Raw genomic sequence first — 18,776 nt, forward strand, 5'->3', positions numbered from 1 at the left:
CCTCCCTCAGTTCACCCAGTTCGCATAAGCGCAGTCCCGTGGCGCGTCCATCATTTCACGTCAGCATTCGGGACTTTTCATGAATTGCACAACCAGCGCAAGTTGAAGCTGTTAACTATACTCGGGACGCCAGTCCACCCGCATGCGTGATGGCGCGGCCCTCAAGCTCCAGTTCCATCAGACGAGCGGCGCACTGGCGGGCGGTACAGCCGCTGGCGCGCGCGATTTCGGCGATCGGAATTGGGGTTGGGGAGAGCGCTTCAAAGATACGCTCTGCGAGGCTGTCATCGGGTGTCTCGGCGGTGTCTGGCGGGTCCAGTGGCAGTGTCGGATGATACCGCACATCTAGCCCATCGATCTGACCGGAGATGGCTTCGATAACGTCTTCGGCATGTCGGACCAGCGTGGCGCCGTTTCTCAGGAGGCGGTTATTGCCAGCCGATCGCCGGTCCAGGGGCGAACCGGGCACTGCCATGACCTCTCGGCCCTGTTCACCTGCCATACGCGCAGAGATGAGCGAGCCTGAGCGCTCGGCTGCCTCGATGATCACGGTGCCAACAGCAAGGCCGGTGATGATCCTGTTGCGTCTTGGAAAATCCTGAGCAGTGGCGCGTCGGCCAATTGCGCGCTCCGAAACAACGAGGCCGGTCTCACAGATTTCCCTGTAGAGTGCTTCGTGCTGCGGTGGGTAGATCTGGTCAGCGCCGCCCGCAAGAACGGCGATTGTCCCGGTGCGGAGCGTTGCGGCATGCGCCTCGCCGTCGATGCCACGCGCAAGACCTGAGACCACGACAAGTCCAGCCTCGCCGAGGGCTGCTGCCATTTCGCGGGCGATCTTGCGACCGGCGGCTGACGCGTCGCGAGCCCCGACGATGGCGATGGCTGGGCGCGTTAGAAGCGTCTGGTCGCCAAAGACTGTCAGGACGGGTGGGGGCGGCGAGAGCTCTCCGAGGGCCGCCGGATAGGCTTTGTCTTCTGTGCACAGAATGGCGCCGCCAAGCCGGTGGGTCTCCTCGATCTCATGGCGGGCGGCATCCTTGTCCGCGCGGAGATTTCCTGCGCGTGACAGAGCTTCCAGCGGCGTGCCATATCTGGCGAGTAGCTGGAAGAATGTGACCGGGCCGACCTGCGGTGCCCTTGCGAGCGCAAGCCACGCGATGCGGGCCTCGTCGTCCAGACCGAGGCTCACTCGGCTTCCTTTTTCTTCTGGCCGAACTTTGGCTCCGTCCCCTTGATAAGTCGGGAAAGGTTCGCCCGGTGCGTGAAGAAGACGAGCAAGCTGAGCGCGACCAGCACACCGACTGCAAAGCGTGTTTCACCAAGCAGGAAAGCGCCGGGCGGAACGAGCGAAGCTGCCGTCAGCGCAGCGAGCGACGAGATACGCGACAGAAAAAAGACGGCAAACCAGACGGGCGCAGCGACCAGAAACCCGAGCGGCGACGCGAAAAGAAGGAGGCCAGCATAAGTGGCGACGCCCTTGCCGCCCTTGAAGCGAAGCCAGACCGGATAGCAATGTCCCAGAAAGGCGAACACGCCAGCGATCAGGCCGACATTGCGTTCTCCGAAAAGCACGGCAAAGCCGACAATGGCGAGGCCTGCCTTGAAGCTGTCGAGGAGTAGGGTGGCGAGCGCCAGGTCCTTGCGGCCTGTACGAAGGACATTCGTCGCGCCGATATTGCCTGAACCGATTTCCCGGATGTCGCCCAGCCCTGCGGCGCGCGTCAGGAACAGGCCAAAGGGGATGGAGCCAAGCAGATAGCCGCCCAGCGCTGCGATAAGGAAAGGAAATCCATCCATGTCGTATCGTCCCGGTTGAAAGCCATCGGCGGACGGGTCTTTTGTGCGTCTCTTGCGGGGAGGTCAAGGCACAGCGCAAAACGCGTAGAGGCCCTTAACCATCGCTTTTCCTGTGGGTGCTATAGGATGGCGCTGTGATGACCAGACAAATCGACGCCGTTCAAGACACGCCAGCCCGGGACAAGATCCTGCAGGCGACGCTCGATCTCATTCCTGACTGGGGCGCCGACCGGATTACCCACAGGCTGGTTTCCAGCGAGGCAGGTGTCTCACCTGGGACGATCACCTATCACTTCGACACGATCGATGCGCTGCTGTCTGATGCTTTCAGGCTGTATATGCACGACTATCGGACGGGGCTCGAAGGCGCGCTGGAGGCCCGGCCGCTTCGATCCGTGCGTGATGTCGCCCAGTTCCTGATCATGCTGATTGCCACCTCGCCTGAGCGGTCAGATCTTGCCCGTATCGAATACGCCATGGTGGCTTATGCGCAGCGCGACGAGATGCTTCAGCAGGAAGTGGCCGACTGGGCCGTCTTGCTGCCAGCGCATCTTGCGGCTGCGCTTGTCCGTCTCGGCGTTTCAGATGGTGAGGCTATGTCTGAACGGCTCGTGCGGTACTGCCGGGGGATTGAATTTGATGTCCTCTCGCGCGGCCTCACAATCGATCTCAGCGAGCTCGAAAGCGAGTTGCTCTCAATCGTGCCTGCCTAACGCTGGAAGACGGTTTCTCCGCCAATAATCGTGTGCATGACCCGGCCAACCATGCGGCGGCCATCAAATGGCGAGTTCAGCGAGCGCGACAGCAGATCTTCACGTTCGCAGTGCCAGGGCTTGTCCGGGTCGAACAGGATCAGGTCAGCTGGCAGACCGGCCGCGAGCCGGCCCTGAGGCACACCGATAAGACTTGCCGGCGAAGATGTGACAGGACGGAGCGCGTCGAGCAGGCTCAGCCTCTCATCCTGAACCAGTACCAGGAGAGCCGATAGCACCGTTTCCAGACCAGCCGCGCCGAAAGCGGCTTCCCCGAAGGGTAGGCGCTTTTCTTCGGGCGGTTGTGGATCATGCGCGGAAACGACAGCGTCAATCTCTCCAGCAGCCAGCGCATCGATCAGGGCCTGTCTGTCATCCTCGCCGCGGAAGGGTGGATTGACCTTACAGTAGGTGAGATAGTCGCCGACATCGGTCTCGTTGAAGAAAAGATGGTGCGCGGCAACGCTGACAAAGATGTCAACGCCGCGGTCACGCGCGTCCCTGATCATCTCAAGGCTGCGCGCGGTGGACACCTGATCGACGAGGAGGCGGCAGCCGGTCGTCTCGGCGAGCAGGAGATCCCGGGATAGCCCGATCCACTCAGCTTCCCGGGGCAGGCCTGCAAGGCCCATCCGGGCAGCTCTCGCGCCAGAATTCATGACGCCGCGCGCAGAGAGGGAATAGCTGTCCGCGCGGCTTGCGACCATGACATCGCAGCTTGCCGCATAGGCCATGGTGCGGCGCAGGACCGACGTATCGGCGACCGGCCAGTCGCCATTTGTAAAGTAGACCGCGCCGGAGCCCTGCATCAGGCTGATCTCGGACATGGCCTCGCCTTTAAGGCCCTTTGTCAGGGCAGCGGCAGCATAGATGCGGGCCTTTGCGGTTTCACGGCCCCGGTTTGCGATGAACTGGACGAGAGCGACATCATCGATGACGGGCGAGGTGTCCGGCATGACGACCATGCTCGTTACGCCGCCGGAGACGGCTGCACGGGAGGCGGTTTCAAGCGTTTCGCGCTGCTCGGCGCCGGGCTCACCGGTCTTGACGCGAAGGTCAACGAGCCCGGGCGAGAGGCAAAGCCCCGACGCATCGATTGTGACGTCTGCGTCGCCGTCTACCTTGCCAATTTCTGCGATCTCGCCGTTCTCGATCAGCAGGCTTCCCGGCTCATCTAGCCCTGACGCCGGGCAGAGCAGGCGGGCATTTGTGATGAGGGTCCGGCTCATACGCGTCTCCCCGCCAGCAGTTTCAGCACCGCCTCGCGGACGGCCACGCCCATCTCGACCTGCTCTGTGATCACAGAGTGTTTGCTGTCTGCAATGATGCTCTCAATCTCTATCCCGCGGTTCATCGGGCCGGGATGCATGACGGTGACGTCCTCGGCCGCCTTGCGCAGGCGCTCCATTGTGAGGCCGAAATTGCGGAAATATTCGCGCTGGCTCGGCAGGTAGCCGCCATTCATGCGCTCCATCTGCAGGCGCAGCATCATGACGACGTCAGCTCCCTCGATCGCCTCATCGAAGCGCGAGGTCGTATGGGCCGCGCCCCACTGCTCGGTCCCGGAGGGAAGAAGCGTGGCCGGTCCGCAGAGGGTCACTTCGGCCCCCAGAAGATGCAGCGCCAGCGTGGTAGAGCGTGCGACGCGCGAATGCAGAATGTCGCCGCAGATTGTGACTTTTAGTCCTTCGATCCGGCCCTTGGCGCGGCGGATGGTCAGCGTATCCAGCAGGCCCTGGGTTGGGTGCTGATGTGTGCCGTCGCCTGCGTTGATGACGGCGCAATCAACCTTGCGGGAGAGTAGCTTCACCCCGCCAGAGGCAGAATGACGGATCACGATCGCGTCGGGTGCCATGGCGTTGAGGGTCATCGCCGTGTCGATCAGCGTCTCGCCCTTTTTGACGCTGGATGCGGCAACGGGCATGGCGACGACATCGGCGCCAAGGCGCTTTGCGGCAATCTCGAAGCTGGACATGGTCCGGGTCGAGTTTTCGAAGAAGAGATTGATCACCGTCATGTTCTTCAGGTGCGGCTCAGGCCGCCGGCCCGCGCGGGTTTCTTCTGCGAACGCTTCGGCAAGATCGAGAATGTGTTCGATGTCGAGCCGGGACAAATCCTCAATGCTCAACAGATGGTCGTGTTTGAACTCGTAGCTGTAGCCCGGAATGGACATGCGCTGCCTCTCGATTTTCGGCGGTTTAGGCACGATTCCGACGGCGGGCAAGGGCTAGAACAGCCCAAGGCTGAGACACGTGAACCAGATGAGCGGCATGGTGGCGACCGAAAGCACCGTTTGCATCGCGATCAGATTGGCCGCGAGCGGTGCGTCTCCGCCAAGCTGGCGCGCCAGAATATAGGAGCTGGTCGCGGTTGGAACCGCTGCGCTGATCATGATGATGGCGAGCGATGTGCCTGAGACGCCGAGCGCGATCGCGCCAGAGATGGCCAGCAGCGGCAGGCCAATAAGGCGGACAAGCGACCATGTCACTGTCTTCACGCCTGAGCGCCCAAGCGCAGCGACATCCATACCGGCGCCTGCAGCAAGAAGACCGAGCGCTATGGTGCCTTGTCCAAGCAGATCGATTGTGAGGTCGAGAAGCTCGGGAATCTCGATATTGAATGCGGCGAGGGCGCCGCCGATGATGCAGGCAATGATAAGAGGGTTTCGGGCAAGTTCTGTAACCGGGTTGCGCTTTGGCAGGTCACCGCGTTCTGCATGACTGGTGAGGGCCGTGACGCTCAATATGTTTGCTACCGGGATCATGGCCGCTGCCGCGATGGAGACAAGCGCGAGCCCTTCATCGCCAAATAGCGCGCTGGCGATGGAGAGGGCGACAAACGTGTTCCAGCGCACATTGGATTGAATGATCGACCCGATTTCAGGCCGGCGTATGCCTGGCCAGCGACGCGCAAGCAGGGCGAACGCGCCGAGCAGGCACTGGGCAAGGATCAGCACCACCATCAGCTTCCACGGCGCTTCCTCAAAGGGGGCCTTGGCGAGCGCTCGGATAATGAGAGCTGGAAGGAGCAGCACATAAGCGAGACGCTCGATCGCGCGCCAGCCATCATCTGCGATGACCTTGCGCCAGCCAAGGAAGCGTCCCAACGCCGTGATCAGGATAACCGGGACCAGCGCGGCAAGAAAGGCGCTCATGAAGCGTTGGCCAGACGGTCGATGGCGGTCTGCAGGATGATGGCGGCGGCTGACGCGTCGATCAGCTCGGCCCGGCGAGCGCGCGACAGGTCACCTGCAATCATGGCGCGTTCGGCTTCTGAGCTGGTCAGGCGCTCATCCTGGAAGGCGATGGGAATATCGCGGCGAGCGACGATGTTTCTGGCGAGCGCGCGGGCGGACTGGACGCGGGGGCCCTCTGTGCCATCCATGTTGAGCGGAAGGCCGAGAACGAGACCGACTGTGCGCCGCTGGTCAATAATCTCGAAGAGCCGATCCAGCGACGGGCCGAGCTTGCGGCCTTTGCGAATGGTTTCGACAGGGGAGGCTATCAGCCGGCCAGCATCGCAGGCGGCAATGCCAAGTGTCTTGGAGCCGGGATCAATGCCTACGAGCGGGCCCGAGGCCGGCAGATCGAAAAGATCGATGATTGCCATGTGACGCAGGGTGCCCCCATCTCTTGAATTTGCCCTGTCTAGCGCGTATCGCCTGCATCTGTCGATTGGAGACGAGCGCATGAGTGTCACGAAGGAAGATGTCCGCAAGGTTGCCCGCTTGTCACGCATTGCCGTGAGCGAGGATCGCCTGGAGCCGCTGGCAAACGAACTCTCCGCCATTATGGGCTGGATCGAGCAGCTGAACGAGGTCGATGTCGAGGGCGTCGAGCCGATGACCTCTGTTGTCGACGCAACCCTGCCGATGCGCGACGATGTCGTGACCGATGGCAACATCCAGGACCAGGTCCTGGCCAATGCGCCGAAGAGCGAAGACGGCTTCTTCGTCGTTCCGAAGTCAGTCGAATAGAAAAAGCCCGCAGGGCCGGTCCAGGCTGCGGGCTTCTCTGGTAGATGTCGCGCAAGCGTCAGTCGACTGACGCGACCTCTGTGCTCAGCGCGTCTTCATTCCATTCATAGATCGCATTGATCCGGCACCGACGGGATGCGCTGCCCGCATCGCTTCCGAAATAGCTTTGGGGTGCCGATATGCGATCACGAGTTGTGACGCACCGCCCGCCGGCAAATGTGCCGTCCAGAACAACCGTATGCGCGCCATCAAGCTCATCACATTCTTGGGTTGTTTCGATCAGATAGTCTTTTGCACCGCGCTCCGCGATGACCGTCATCGACGTGCCCTCCCGAAAGTCATCGATCTGGTCACGGAAGCAGATGCGGTCGACTTGTTCACCAAGCCGCACATCGCTGAGATAGTCATCCGGTCCCGCATTTGGCGGTTCAGCGAATGCCGCGGCACCAAACATCGTAGCTGCAGCAGTTGCTGCGCCGATCATTGCGAAGATCTTCATGGGATAACTCCTCATCGCTTGCGAGTTCAACCGCTAGTATAGCCTAGAGTTGGCAAGTATCAAAGCGGATGCACAAAGATTTCGTTCTGGCTCCAAGCCAGGGCCTGGATCGAACTGGCGTACAAATGGCTAGTCCTGATCGTCGGCAACGTCTTCAGCGGCGTCCTCATTCCACTCATAAATGGCTCGGATTGGGCAGCGTGCCGGTGGAATATCTGTCCGGTCGGGTCCGAATACGCTGTCATAGGCGTAGATCGAATCGCCCTTTGTCACGCAGCTGGCGCCGGGAAACGTGTCGAAGCTGAGCGAGTTTGCGCGATCCAGATCATAACAGTTGCCAGCCGTCTCAATCAGGTATTCGTCATTCACGCCTTCCTCGACAATAACACTGTTGCGCGTCGCCATACGGAAGCTGTCGATGTTCGAGGCGAAACAGACCCTGTCGACCTGCTCGCCCAGACGGGCATCTTCGCGCCAGGCCTGTGCGTCATTGGACGCCTTATCCGTTGCGGTCGAGCAACCGACAATCGCGAACAGGGCGCTTGCCGGTAGCGCTGCTTTCAAAATGTTCTGTTTCAATCAAACCTCCGAAATCACAACCGGTGCTTGAGTGCGCCCGGTTTCATACACTAAAATGGATGTGCGCCTGAAATGTTTCAAATGACGCGTTTCGGTTGCCGGGGCTTGAACTCTCCAGCCGGGCCAGCCTACGAAGGCGCAAACCTCTGTATGTGGATCATTGCCAGATGACTGACCTGCCGAAACTCACACTCGCTGCCGCCCTGGATGGTCTCTCCAGCAAGGCTTTCTCGTCGCGCGAATTGACCGAGGCTTTCATCAAGGAGATAGAGGCGTCCAACGACACGCTGAACGCCTATGTCGTGAAGACGCCTGAGAAGGCGCTTGAGATGGCAGATGCCGCCGATGCCAGGATCGCATCGGGTGAGGCGAGGGCGCTCGAAGGCGCGCCGCTGGGTGTGAAGGATCTCTACTGCACCAAGGGTGTGCGCACGACCGCGTGCTCCAACATCCTTGGCGAGTTCACGCCGACCTACGAGTCGACCGTGACCCAGCAGCTCTGGGATCGCGGCGCGGTCATGCTGGGGAAGCTCAACATGGATGAGTTCGCCATGGGCTCCTCCAATGAGACATCCCGTTTCGGCCCGCCGGCCAATCCGTGGCGCCGCAATGGCTCTAACCAGACACTGACGCCGGGCGGGTCTTCTGGCGGGTCGGCAACGGCTGTGGCTGCGGACCTCTGTCTTGGGGCCACAGCGTCCGACACAGGCGGTTCGATCCGCCAACCTGCGAGCTTTACCGGCATGGTGGGCATCAAGCCGACCTATGGGCGCGCCAGCCGCTATGGCATGGTCGCCTTTGCCTCTTCGCTGGATCAGGCCGGGCCGATCGCCAAGACGGTCGAGGATAGCGCCATCCTGCTGGAAGCGATGTGCGGGCATGATGCGCGCGATTCGACCTCTCTGCCGGAGCCCGTCCCGGCTTGGCGCGAGAGTGTGAAACAGGGCGTCAAAGGCATGAAGATCGGTATTCCGAAAGAGTACCGTGTCGACAACATGCCAGAAGAGATTGAAGCGCTGTGGAGCCAGGGCGTTGAGTGGCTGAAGCAGCAAGGCGCCGAGATCGTCGATGTCTCCCTGCCACACACTAAATATGCGCTGCCGGCCTACTATATCGTCGCGCCAGCTGAAGCCTCGTCCAACCTCGCGCGCTATGATGGCATGCGTTACGGCACGCGCGTTCAGGGCGGTAATCTGGTCGATACGTATGAGGGCTCGCGCTCTGCGGGCTTTGGCAATGAGGTTCAGCGCCGCCTGATGATCGGCACCTATGTGCTCTCATCTGGCTATTACGACGCCTACTATCTGCGCGCCCAGAAAGTCCGCAAGAAAATCCTCAATGATTTCATGGATGCGTATGAGCAATGTGATGCCCTTCTGACGCCGACCTGCCCATCGGCGGCCTTTGCCTATGGCGAGAAGGCCGACCCGGTGCAGATGTACCTCAATGACATCTTCACGGTGACGGCGAACCTTGCGGGTCTGCCGGGCATTTCGGTGCCAGCCGCGCTGGACAGTCAGGGCCTGCCGCTTGGTCTGCAGGTCATCGGCAAGGCTCTGGACGAAGCGACCTGTTTCCGCGTGGCTGGTGCACTTGAAGAGGCCGCTGGCTTTGTGGCGAAGCCGGAGAAGTGGTGGTAGGCTCGAGGTCATGTCGACCGGCGGCCACCGCAATTTCCTGGAAAAGCTGACGCTTGGCGCGTTAGGCCTGCGCATCTTACGGTCGCGGGCGGTCAGATGGCCTCTAGCTGCGCTGTTCGCAGGGCTGGCTGTGCACGCGGCGACGGGCGCCCCTGCGCAGGAGGGGGCGGACAGGGGCTTTGCCGTCCCGGCGGTCCTGTTCCTCTTGGGGCTATTCCTCGTGCTAATGCCGCTTTTGCCTCTCGCGGACAAATGGGATGAGCAGCGCTGAGCGCGTAACGCATCTGTGATCGTGACGCACACGCGCCCAGAATGTTATGGAGTTGCCCATGTCGAGAAAAACAAGAACCGCGCTTTATGCAGGCTGCGCCTTCATCCTGATGGTGCTGCTGATCCTCTCCATGGCCTGGTATAATGGTGTGAACCCGTTGCATCCGCGCACGCGGACGTACTGGCTCGCTGCGATTGTGGCCGCGCTCTACATCTCTCTTCGCGGCGCGATTTTTGTCGAGCGGATCCAGTTTCGCCGCGCGCAGAAGGCCGACGATGCCGAGGTCCCGAGCCGTCTCAGCGCGAATGTCAAAGACCGGATGGCGGCCCGCAAGGCGCGCGTGGCGGCCGCTCAGAAAAAAACCGAGCAGGACAAAAACGCTTAAGCGCTGCAGGGCAGAGAGCCGCCGCTATGGCAAGGCCCTGCGAGCTATGCTTAAACGCGCCCCTGACACTTATCTTGAATCGGGAATGACAACATGTCCGAGCGGCCGACCTATACGCTGAAAGGCGACACCGGAGACTGGGAAATTGTGATGGGCCTTGAGGTCCATGCGCAGGTCGCGTCCGAGGCGAAGCTGTTTTCTGGTGCGTCTACTGAATTCGGCGCTGACCCCAATTGCAATGTGTCGCTGGTCGATGCGGCAATGCCGGGCATGCTGCCTGTCATCAACCGGAAATGCGTCGAGCAGGCAGTGCGCACAGGGCTCGGCCTCAAGGCGCAGATCAACAAATGGTCGCGCTTTGATCGCAAGAATTATTTCTATCCCGACCTGCCGCAGGGCTATCAGATCAGCCAGTTCGAATTTCCGATCGTGGGCGAGGGCGAAATTGAGGTTGATGTCGAGCCGGCGCATGGCGACCCAGCCTATTCCTTCCCTGTACGGATAGAGCGGCTTCACCTGGAGCAGGATGCCGGCAAGTCGATCCACGATATGGACCCGACGGCGACCTATGTCGACCTTAACCGGTCCGGCGTCGCGCTGATGGAAATCGTGTCAAAGCCGGACATAAGAACCCCATTGGAAGCAGCGGCTTACGTCAAGAAACTCAAGTCCATCGTTGTCGCGCTGGGGACGTGCGACGGCGACATGGAGAAGGGCAATCTGCGTGCGGACGTTAATGTTTCCGTGTGCAAGCCTGGCGGCTATGAGAAGTTTCGCGAGACCGGCGACTTCAGCCATCTCGGCACACGTTGCGAGATCAAGAACATGAACTCGTTCCGTTTTATCCAGGCGGCGATCGAGTATGAGGCCCGCCGCCAGATTGAGCGGATCGAGGGCGGCGCCAAGGTTGATCAGGAGACGCGGCTTTACGATCCGGACAAGGGGGAAACCCGGTCGATGCGCTCAAAGGAAGATGCGCACGATTATCGCTATTTCCCTGATCCTGACTTGTTGCCATTGGAGATCGATGATCTCTTTATACAGAATATCAGCGAGAGCCTGCCTGAGCTGCCGGACGAAAAACGCGCACGGTTCGAGAGTGAGTATGGCCTGTCGCGTTATGATGCTGGCGTCCTGACGGCTGACAGCGAGCGCGCCGAATTCTTCGAGGCGGTCGCGAAGGGGCGTGATGCCAAGCTTGCGGCGAACTGGGTCAGCCAGGAGCTGTTCGGTTACCTCAACCGTGAGGATCTCGAGCTGGCTGACAGTCCTGTATCGGCGGCTCAGCTTGGCGCCCTTGTGGACCTCATTTCGGATGACACGATTTCCGGCAAGATTGCCAAGGACGTCTTCGCACGCATGATTGATGGTGAGGGCGATCCGGGTGATATCGTCGAGAAGCATGGCCTGAAGCAGGTCACCGATACCGGCGCGATCGAAGCCATCGTGGATCAGATCATCGCCGACAATCCAGAGCAGGCGGCCTCGGTGAAGGAAAAGCCGAAAGCCATGGGCTGGTTTGTCGGGCAGGTCATGAAAGCGTCGGGCGGCAAGGCCAATCCGGGCGCTGTGAACCAGATCCTCAAGCAGAAGCTCGGGCTTTAAGCCTCGGTCGCGACCTTCAAAGCCTAGAGATAAGCAGCAATCTTGTCGGCGAGCGCCTGAAGCTCTTCAGTATCGGTGGGCGTCCCGCTGGCATGCGCGCGGCCTGTGTCACCTTCTCGTACGGGTAAAATGTGGAAGTGCAGGTGGTAGACCGTCTGTCCGGCTGGCGCGCCGTTGAACTGGATGATCCGTAGTCCTTCTGGCTTCAGCGCTTTCTCGACAGCCTGGGCGACGGTCTGGACGCGCTCCATATAAGGGCCGATCTTCTTTGGCTTCAGCTCAAGAAAGTTGCGTGCCTTCACGTCTTTCGGGATGACGAGCGTATGACCCTCGGCTTGCGGGAAGATGTCCATGAAGGCGAGGGCGACATCATCCTCGAAGACCTTCACGCAGGGCATCTCGCCCCGTAGCATCTTCGCGAAAATATTGTCTTTATCGTAGGTGCCGTGGAGGGTCATGGGGCCTCATCTCTGGTGTCTGTCCTTGGCTTTATCAGCCGGTCGGCCACGAAGACAAGGATGATCACAATAACAAACAGGAAGCCTTCAATGTTCCAGCCGCTCATTGAAATCGGGTTCCAGCTTCCGGCAGATACTTCGGGTGTCCAGTCTCGCTCGATAGCCGGGGCCTTCGATATGAACCAGTGGCTTGGCAGGACAGCATCCAGAAACTTCAGGAGCACGTAGAAGAAACACACCCACAGGAAGAGCGCGACCTGAAACTGGTGCAGGATCATGTACCAGAGAGCTATCACGCCATAGCGCTGCGGTGTTTCATAAGCGCCGAATTTCTCTTCGAGCAGGTCAGCGCCATCCTGGGCGCTCCTCCTGATCACATCATGCGCGGTCTCGACCTCGGTGGATGGGACGGCGACGCGGGCACCTCCAAGACCGGGAATGAGCAACCAGTCATTCGATGCGTGGTGGTAGTTTTCGACAATGGCGTGGATGCCGTTGGCTTCCAGCAAACCCTTACAGACAAGGGCCTCCTGGAGTGTTGCGCAGCGTCGAATGGTGACGAGGGAAGTCATCAGCGAGACCGCCGTCGCTCTGACAGACGCCGGGAGCTTCGTGCGAAAACCAATCCGAAGAGATAGAGCAGACCGAAATAAGAGAGCTGGATGCCGATCAATACAAAAACTAGCCACCAAGCGTGAGGCTCCTGGCGGAAAACTGAAAACTCTACGCTGGTCATGCTGTAGGAAAGATTGTCGTACGAAAAGCAGGAATAGCCATACGGGCACGCATTCGTAATATCGGACAGTCTGGGAGTTTCAGGTACAAGTCGGGCCGGTATGAGCAGCTCCAAAATCGCCACCAGCAGACTGTATAGAAGCCACGGTATTCCGAGAATTGACGCCCAGAAGAGCCAGACTGGCCCTTTGCTTACAGGCGCTGGCGATTCGTAGGCGCCATAGAGCGTTTCAAATTCTTGCGTGTCTGTGGACACCGCATCAACCATTGCCTGCTTTGCGGCCTCGACATCGCTCGCCGGCACCGAAACGCCGATGCCGTTCAGCGCAGGCACGATCAGCCAGTTCACGGCAGCGTGGTGATAATTGTCGAGACTAGCTTCAATTCCTCGAGATTGAAGGAATGAGACGTCGATCAGCGCTTCGGGCAAAGTGGCACAGCGCCGTATCGTGACAAGCGAACTCATCCGTCTTTCTTAAAGGGGGTTCGCTCACGTAGAAAGTTGGATTCTCGTTCAACCATCTGTCTCTCGCGGTCGAGATATTCTTCTACCGCACCTGCGAGGCCCTCATGGGCGATCCAGTGGGCGGAGTAGGTGGTTTCGGGCACGTAGCCGCGCGCGAGCTTATGTCCGCCTTGCGCGCCTGCCTCGACCGTCTTTAGGCCGCGCGAGATGGCAAAATCGATCGCCTGATAATAGCAGGTCTCGAAGTGGAGCATTGGCCGGGGAGAGACCGTGCCCCAGTAACGACCGAGCAGTCTGTCGCCGCCAATCATGTTGAGGGCGCCGGCAATCGGGTGACCGTCTTCTTCGGCAAAGATAAGCAGAATGTCGTCTGCCAGCCGCTCGCCCAGCAGGGAAAAGCTCGCACGGTTGAGATAGGGCGTGCCCCATTTGCGCGCGCCCGTGTCCATGTAGAATTCGTAGAAGACATCCCAGTGATCCTCGGTGATCTCATTCCCGGTAATATGACTGAATGTCAGGCCTTCCTGTGCCTTATGCCGTTCCTTGCGGAGGTTCTTGCGTTTTGCGGAGGAGAGCACCGCCAGAAAGTCATCGAAGCTCTCATAGCCATCATTGTGCCAGTGGAACTGCTGGTCGGTCCGCACCAGCAGACCGGCGGCTTCCAGCCTCAGCGCGTCTTCGCCGGTGAGGAAATTGATGTGGAGCGAAGAGATGTCGTTATCGGCGGCGATCTTTACCGCCGCGCCGAGAAGCGCATCTGAGATCTGCGTCGCATCCGGCCCAGGGCGCACAAGGCGGCGGCGTCCCGTGACGGGCGTGAAGGGAACGGCAGAGAGAAGTTTTGGATAATAGTGGCCGCCAGCGCGCTCATAAGCGTCTGCCCAGCTATGGTCGAAGACAAACTCACCCTGGGAATGGGATTTGAGATAAAGTGGCATCGCGCCGCAAAGGCCCTGCCCGGCCTTTTCCACGATGATGTGATGCGGGGCCCAGCCGGTCTCGGGAGAGGCCACGCCGCTTTCTTCCATGGCCTGAAGGAATTGCCAGCTCAGGAAGGGGTCGTAGCTCTCGCTGCCCGGGTTTGCGACCGCATTCCAGTCGCTGGCATCGATCTCATCGAGGCTTTTGACCAGTCTGACCTCAAGGCGCGCATCATCCATGCGAGGGAAGCTAAGTCATGCCTTCGGTCTGACAAAGGCCGGATCAAACCCTTCGAAGATCTGCGCGATTGGAAGCTGGTTGAGTTCCTGCGCACGGTCAGCACTGTCGACCGTCCAGACGGCAACGGGAAGACCATAGTCTGTCGATGTGATCTGCGCCTCTTGGGCATCGGACCAGTGGGCGGCAATGAAGTCGGGCATCAGGGCGGCAGATGTACTCACAAGAGCCTGAAGTGTGATGTCCTGCGACATGCGGCTTGGCAGGATAAGGGCACCTTTCATCAAGCTGGACGGCATGGCCGAGACCGCGCGGCGGCTGAAGCTCATCAGGGCAGCGCGGCCGTCAAAGGCATCGACCTGTTCGGAGACGAGTTTGGTGAAACCCTCGGCATCGGTCTCGCCATCGATCTTCAGCTCGATCAGAAGGGGGCTGTCCGATGTCCACGCTTCAAGGAGCTGGGCGAGCGTGACCAGTGTGCCATTGCCCTTGAGCGGCAGCTTGGTCAGCTCTTCTGCCGAATGTCTCGATACGAAACCGTCAATCTCCGTCATCCGGTCGAGGATGGAATCATGAAAGACAATAGGGGTCCCACATGCGGCAGGGCGAACATCGATCTCAGCGCCCAAGCCGTCGCCGCTCGCCGCCAGGATAGCCTCCAGGCTGTTTTCGGGAAAGGTTTCGGCGGACCAGAGCCCGCGGTGTGCATAATTAAAATCGAGCAGATTGAAACGTTCGGCCAAAACAGTCCTCAGTTCGCGATTTCGAAGATGCCATCTACTTCGACAGCAACGCCAAGTGGCAGCGTCGGACAAGCCACGGCAGAGCGCGCATGGCGGCCTGCCTCACCAAAGACCTCGACCATCAGGTCAGAGCATCCATTGATGACCTGCGGGATGTCGATGAAGAGCGGATGGGCGTTTACAAAGCCGCCGAGTTTGACCACGTGGCTGATGCGGGAAAGATCACCGACTGCGGCCTTGCACTGGGCGATCAGATTGATACCGCAGCGTTTCGCAGCCTGTTGGCCAGCTGGCAGGTCCATCGTCTCGCCGAGGCGCCCGGTCACCAGACCATCTGGCGTGGAGCTGACCTGGCCAGACACGTATAGGTGCTGGCCGGAGATCACGAAGGGCACATAATTCGCCACTGCCTTCATCGGCTCTGGAAGGGTAATGCCAAGACTGACCAGGCGGGCTTCGGGGGTGCTCATTGCGGGGAGGCTCCGATGGTTATCTGTACGCCCCCTCTTAGACATATGCCCGCGCCCCCGGCAAGGCGCGCTTCAGTCAGAGGTGCGCTTTCGATGCTCGGAGCGCATGGCCCGGCCGGTCTGGACGGCCTGTTCACCGAATTTGCCGCGGGCGCGGTCGACGGCACGCTCAGCCGCCGCCCGCTTGGCGATTGATGGATCAATCAGGTCGACATGGTCGATGCCGGCGGGATGAAGGTCGGAAATGCCAATGCCGATGAGACGGAAGGATGTTGCCCCGGCAGTTTCCCGGCGAAGTAGCGGCTTCGTCGTCCTGAACAGGGTCTGCGCAAGCTGGGTTGGTTCGGACAGCGTGACGCTGCGGGTCAGGCTGCGGAATGTCTTGGTCTTGAGCTTCAGTGTGACGACATAGCCGGCGACCCCATGCGCCTTCGCGCGGGTCGCGGTCTCTTCGCAGACCGTCCACAGCCTGTCTTCCAGCGTCATCGGGTCTGAGATGTCCGTGTTGAACGTGCGTTCGGAGGAGACCGATTTACGGTCCCTGTCTGGCGAGACACGGCGATGATCGATGCCGTGGGCACGGTCCCAGAGGTGCTGGCCGCTTTCGCCATATCTGCGCATCATGTCGATGCGGCCGATGGCCTGAATATCACCGATCAGGTTATAGCCATCCTGCGCAAGGCGTCTGGCGAAGGCTGGCCCAACCCCGTGAACGGCGCTGACCGGAAGCGGGCCCAATATCGCAGCGACATCAGTTTTTGCGACAACGGCAAAGCCGCGCGGCTTGTCCATCTCGCTTGCCATCTTGGCGAGGAAGCGGTTTTCTGAAAGTCCGATCGAAATCGTGATTTTGAGATCCCGTTCGATGTCGCGCGCCAGCGTCGCCAGCAGCGAGGCAGGGGAATGGGCGTGCAGGCGTCCGGTGCCGGAAAGGTCGATATAGCCCTCATCGATGCTCACCATCTGGACCAGCGGACTGAGCGCCTCCATCTTTGCTCTGATCTCGCGGGAGGCCGCCGAGTATTTTCTGAAATCGGGCTTGACGACGACGGCTTTAGGACAGGCCTTCAACGCCTTGAACATCGGCATGGCAGAGCGCACGCCGTCGAGCCGTGCGATATAGCAGCATGTCGCAACCACGCCGCGCTGTCCGCCGCCGACAATGACCGGGCGGTCTCGAAGTTCGGGATTGTCACGTTTCTCTATTGCAGCGTAGAAAGCATCGCAGTCGATGTGGGCAACGCTCAAGTCTTTCAGCTGGTCGTGCCAGATCGTCCGGCCGCTATTGCAGACCGGGCAAATCTCGACTTTTTCGGGCTGGACCGATGAACAGTCACGGCAGAGCGACGCCATATATGTTCTTCTCATGTTCCGTCAGCGCCGACAAGTTCGGCACGTGAATTAAAACATAGATTAAGACTCTTATGAGTAGGGTATCGGCTGATGAAGTATAACCTTTGAAGGGTGAAGCAGGCGATATGACGTCAGGCGCTCGCAAAAAAGTTCTCGTTGTCGAGGACAACGAACTGAACATGCGCTTGTTCTGCGACCTGCTGGATGCGTTCGGCTTCGACACGCTGCAGTGCCGCGATGGCGCCCGTGCGGTCGAGCTAGCCCGTGAGCATCAGCCCGCACTCATCGTGATGGATATCCAGCTGCCGGACGTCTCCGGCCTCGATATCACGCGATGGATCAAGGACGACGAATCAATCCGCGACATTCCGGTTCTTGCTGTCACGGCATTTGCGATGCGCGCAGACGAAAAGCTTGTGCGCGAGGCAGGCTGTGAGGCCTATCTCTCCAAGCCGATCCAGATGAGGTCCTTCCGATCGACGGTTGAGGGGCTTATTGCCGACAGGCAGGCCGCATGAGCGCGCGTATCCTTGTTGTTGACGACATCCTAGCCAACCGACGGCTGATGCAGGCCAAGCTTGAGGCGAAGTATTTTTCTGTCCTCCTGGCGGAAAACGGCCCGCAGGCACTGGAGATCGCGCGTGCGTCTGCCCCTGAGGTCATCCTGCTGGATGTCATGATGCCCGGCATGGATGGGTATGAAGTTTGTCGCCAGCTAAAAGGGTCTGCAGAGACCGCTCACATCCCCGTGGTCATGCTAACAGCGCTCAGCGAGACATCCGATCGCGTGCGCGGGCTTGATGCTGGCGCCGACGACTTTCTCACCAAGCCGATCGATGATTTCGCGCTCATGTCGAGGCTGAATGCGCTTCTGCGGTACAATGCGGTGACGACAGAGCTTCGCCAGCGTGAGGCGAGCGGGGTCAAATTTGGTGCCTTCAGTGAAGAAGAGAACGATACGCTGAACCGTGACGTCAATGTCCTCGTCGTCGACACGAACCCCTATAACGTAAAGCGCCTGCGCCAGCCGATCGAGGAGGCCGGGCACCGCGTCTTCACGCTTGAGGAAGCAGAAGGTCTGAACAAGACCGGCAATGAGCGGCTCGATATCGTCCTGCTTGGGCTCAGCAATCAGGGTTATGATCCATTGCGGCTTTGCGCGCATCTGCGCACAAATGATACGACGCGCGCGCTATCCATCATCGTGACTGTTGAAGAACGCGATCAGGCCCTGGCTGGCCGCGCGCTTGAGCTTGGCGCGAGCGACATCATCCAGCAACCGCTTGCGCCCGAAGAGCTGCTGGCGCGCATTCGCACACAAACGCGGCGCTCACGTTATGTTGAAATCCTGCGCGCACGCGTCGACAAGGGGCTGGAGCTTTCGGTGATCGACCAGCTCACAGGGCTCTACAATCGCCGTTACATGAATAACCAGCTTACGCTCTGGATGAAGCGGGCCGCGATGGGCGGAACGCCGCTGTCGGTAGTGTCTGTCGATATCGACCATTTCAAGAAGGTGAACGATGTCCACGGGCACGAAGCGGGCGATACGGTGCTGCAGGAGTTTGCCGAACGTCTGATGGCAAATGTTCGGCCCAAAGACATCGTCTGTCGTCCAGGCGGGGAAGAGTTTCTCGTCATCATGCCTGAGACGAATGGTGATCTGGCCTGCTCAGCCGCCGAACGGATCAGGCGCGCCATAGCTGCCGCGCCATTCGACGCGGGGACGCGCCGCTCTGGAGAGCTTGATGTCACGGTCAGTGCCGGCGTCGCGACGTTCCAGGGCGACGAGGATACGGTTGCCGACCTTCTGCGCCGGGCCGATGACGCGCTCTATCGCGCCAAGACGGCAGGGCGCAATCAGGTCAAAAGCATCGCTGCGTGAGCTG

At 60.1% G+C, this 18,776-nt stretch carries 22 protein-coding genes; 7 read left to right on the plus strand and 15 right to left on the minus strand.

Going from position 1 to position 18,776, the window contains the following annotated elements:
- Positions 1 to 115: 115 nt before the first annotated feature.
- Together dprA and plsY are read right to left on the minus strand one after the other, a co-directional pair.
- A complete protein-coding gene (gene dprA / locus F550_RS0102575; protein ID WP_018146964.1) occupies positions 116 to 1,189 on the minus strand; it encodes a DNA-processing protein DprA in 1,074 nt (357 codons plus the stop codon).
- Positions 1,186 to 1,797: a glycerol-3-phosphate 1-O-acyltransferase PlsY gene (gene plsY, locus F550_RS0102580; protein WP_018146965.1), complete on the minus strand. Its 612-nt coding sequence runs from the start codon at positions 1,795 to 1,797 to the stop codon at positions 1,186 to 1,188. Before plsY ends, dprA begins: the two co-directional genes overlap by 4 nt.
- Positions 1,798 to 1,934: 137 nt before the next feature.
- On the opposite strand from plsY, the gene F550_RS18325 reads away from it, so the two are divergent.
- Entirely contained in the window at positions 1,935 to 2,510 is a 576-nt protein-coding gene (locus F550_RS18325; protein WP_018146966.1) for a TetR/AcrR family transcriptional regulator, read from the plus strand.
- Here the strand turns inward: F550_RS18325 and pyrC are convergent.
- The 4 genes from pyrC to ruvX are packed head-to-tail and all read right to left on the minus strand — an operon-like array spanning position 2,507 to position 6,158.
- Positions 2,507 to 3,778: a dihydroorotase gene (pyrC, locus tag F550_RS0102590; RefSeq protein ID WP_018146967.1), complete on the minus strand. Its 1,272-nt coding sequence runs from the start codon at positions 3,776 to 3,778 to the stop codon at positions 2,507 to 2,509. The two genes, F550_RS18325 and pyrC, sit on opposite strands and share 4 nt — an antisense overlap.
- A complete protein-coding gene (locus tag F550_RS0102595) occupies positions 3,775 to 4,722 on the minus strand; it encodes an aspartate carbamoyltransferase catalytic subunit (protein WP_018146968.1) in 948 nt (315 codons plus the stop codon). Before F550_RS0102595 ends, pyrC begins: the two co-directional genes overlap by 4 nt.
- Positions 4,723 to 4,776: 54 nt before the next feature.
- A complete protein-coding gene (locus F550_RS0102600) occupies positions 4,777 to 5,703 on the minus strand; it encodes an AEC family transporter (RefSeq protein ID WP_018146969.1) in 927 nt (308 codons plus the stop codon).
- Entirely contained in the window at positions 5,700 to 6,158 is a 459-nt protein-coding gene (ruvX, locus tag F550_RS0102605) for a Holliday junction resolvase RuvX (protein WP_018146970.1), read from the minus strand. Before ruvX ends, F550_RS0102600 begins: the two co-directional genes overlap by 4 nt.
- Before the next feature lie 79 nt (positions 6,159 to 6,237).
- On the opposite strand from ruvX, the gene gatC reads away from it, so the two are divergent.
- A complete protein-coding gene (gene gatC / locus F550_RS0102610; protein WP_018146971.1) occupies positions 6,238 to 6,525 on the plus strand; it encodes an Asp-tRNA(Asn)/Glu-tRNA(Gln) amidotransferase subunit GatC in 288 nt (95 codons plus the stop codon).
- Positions 6,526 to 6,583: 58 nt separating this feature from the next.
- On the opposite strand, the gene F550_RS0102615 is transcribed toward gatC, so the two are convergent.
- Together F550_RS0102615 and F550_RS0102620 are read right to left on the minus strand one after the other, a co-directional pair.
- Complete coding sequence (locus F550_RS0102615) at positions 6,584 to 7,024, minus strand: DUF6491 family protein (protein ID WP_018146972.1); 441 nt, start codon at positions 7,022 to 7,024, stop codon at positions 6,584 to 6,586.
- 129 nt (positions 7,025 to 7,153) lie between these two features.
- A complete protein-coding gene (locus F550_RS0102620; RefSeq protein WP_156807801.1) occupies positions 7,154 to 7,603 on the minus strand; it encodes a DUF6491 family protein in 450 nt (149 codons plus the stop codon).
- Between the two features lie 167 nt (positions 7,604 to 7,770).
- Between F550_RS0102620 and gatA the strand changes: the two genes are divergently transcribed.
- The 3 genes from gatA (at position 7,771) to gatB (ending at position 11,504) form a co-directional block, all read left to right on the plus strand.
- Positions 7,771 to 9,243: an Asp-tRNA(Asn)/Glu-tRNA(Gln) amidotransferase subunit GatA gene (gene gatA, locus F550_RS0102625; protein ID WP_018146974.1), complete on the plus strand. Its 1,473-nt coding sequence runs from the start codon at positions 7,771 to 7,773 to the stop codon at positions 9,241 to 9,243.
- Positions 9,244 to 9,572: 329 nt separating this feature from the next.
- Positions 9,573 to 9,899: a hypothetical protein gene (locus F550_RS0102635; RefSeq protein WP_018146976.1), complete on the plus strand. Its 327-nt coding sequence runs from the start codon at positions 9,573 to 9,575 to the stop codon at positions 9,897 to 9,899.
- Between the two features lie 93 nt (positions 9,900 to 9,992).
- Positions 9,993 to 11,504: an Asp-tRNA(Asn)/Glu-tRNA(Gln) amidotransferase subunit GatB gene (gatB, locus tag F550_RS0102640; RefSeq protein WP_018146977.1), complete on the plus strand. Its 1,512-nt coding sequence runs from the start codon at positions 9,993 to 9,995 to the stop codon at positions 11,502 to 11,504.
- Positions 11,505 to 11,527: 23 nt separating this feature from the next.
- On the opposite strand, the gene F550_RS0102645 is transcribed toward gatB, so the two are convergent.
- The 7 genes from F550_RS0102645 to F550_RS0102675 form a co-directional block, all read right to left on the minus strand.
- Complete coding sequence (locus F550_RS0102645) at positions 11,528 to 11,962, minus strand: HIT family protein (protein WP_018146978.1); 435 nt, start codon at positions 11,960 to 11,962, stop codon at positions 11,528 to 11,530.
- On the minus strand, positions 11,959 to 12,534 hold the full coding sequence (locus tag F550_RS0102650; RefSeq protein WP_156807802.1) for a hypothetical protein: 576 nt from the start codon (positions 12,532 to 12,534) through the stop codon (positions 11,959 to 11,961). Before F550_RS0102650 ends, F550_RS0102645 begins: the two co-directional genes overlap by 4 nt.
- Positions 12,534 to 13,163: a hypothetical protein gene (locus tag F550_RS0102655; RefSeq protein ID WP_018146980.1), complete on the minus strand. Its 630-nt coding sequence runs from the start codon at positions 13,161 to 13,163 to the stop codon at positions 12,534 to 12,536. Before F550_RS0102655 ends, F550_RS0102650 begins: the two co-directional genes overlap by 1 nt.
- Complete coding sequence (locus tag F550_RS0102660) at positions 13,160 to 14,323, minus strand: GNAT family N-acetyltransferase (protein WP_018146981.1); 1,164 nt, start codon at positions 14,321 to 14,323, stop codon at positions 13,160 to 13,162. Before F550_RS0102660 ends, F550_RS0102655 begins: the two co-directional genes overlap by 4 nt.
- Before the next feature lie 15 nt (positions 14,324 to 14,338).
- Positions 14,339 to 15,064 carry a glycerophosphodiester phosphodiesterase family protein gene (locus F550_RS18330; RefSeq protein ID WP_018146982.1) on the minus strand — a complete coding sequence of 242 codons (726 nt, stop codon included), beginning with the start codon at positions 15,062 to 15,064 and terminating at the stop codon, positions 14,339 to 14,341.
- Between the two features lie 8 nt (positions 15,065 to 15,072).
- Complete coding sequence (locus F550_RS0102670; protein WP_018146983.1) at positions 15,073 to 15,534, minus strand: RidA family protein; 462 nt, start codon at positions 15,532 to 15,534, stop codon at positions 15,073 to 15,075.
- Positions 15,535 to 15,606: 72 nt separating this feature from the next.
- On the minus strand, positions 15,607 to 16,902 hold the full coding sequence (locus F550_RS0102675) for a DNA polymerase IV (protein ID WP_040500434.1): 1,296 nt from the start codon (positions 16,900 to 16,902) through the stop codon (positions 15,607 to 15,609).
- 110 nt (positions 16,903 to 17,012) lie between these two features.
- On the opposite strand from F550_RS0102675, the gene F550_RS0102680 reads away from it, so the two are divergent.
- Together F550_RS0102680 and F550_RS0102685 are read left to right on the plus strand one after the other, a co-directional pair.
- Positions 17,013 to 17,405, plus strand: a complete 393-nt coding sequence (locus F550_RS0102680) for a response regulator (RefSeq protein WP_040500691.1) — start codon at positions 17,013 to 17,015, stop codon at positions 17,403 to 17,405.
- Entirely contained in the window at positions 17,402 to 18,772 is a 1,371-nt protein-coding gene (locus F550_RS0102685) for a PleD family two-component system response regulator (RefSeq protein ID WP_018146986.1), read from the plus strand. Before F550_RS0102680 ends, F550_RS0102685 begins: the two co-directional genes overlap by 4 nt.
- Positions 18,773 to 18,776 lie beyond the last annotated feature (4 nt).

Origin of the sequence: Henriciella marina DSM 19595 (assembly GCF_000376805.1) — a bacterium.
In the GTDB taxonomy this organism is placed as follows: domain Bacteria; phylum Pseudomonadota; class Alphaproteobacteria; order Caulobacterales; family Hyphomonadaceae; genus Henriciella; species Henriciella marina.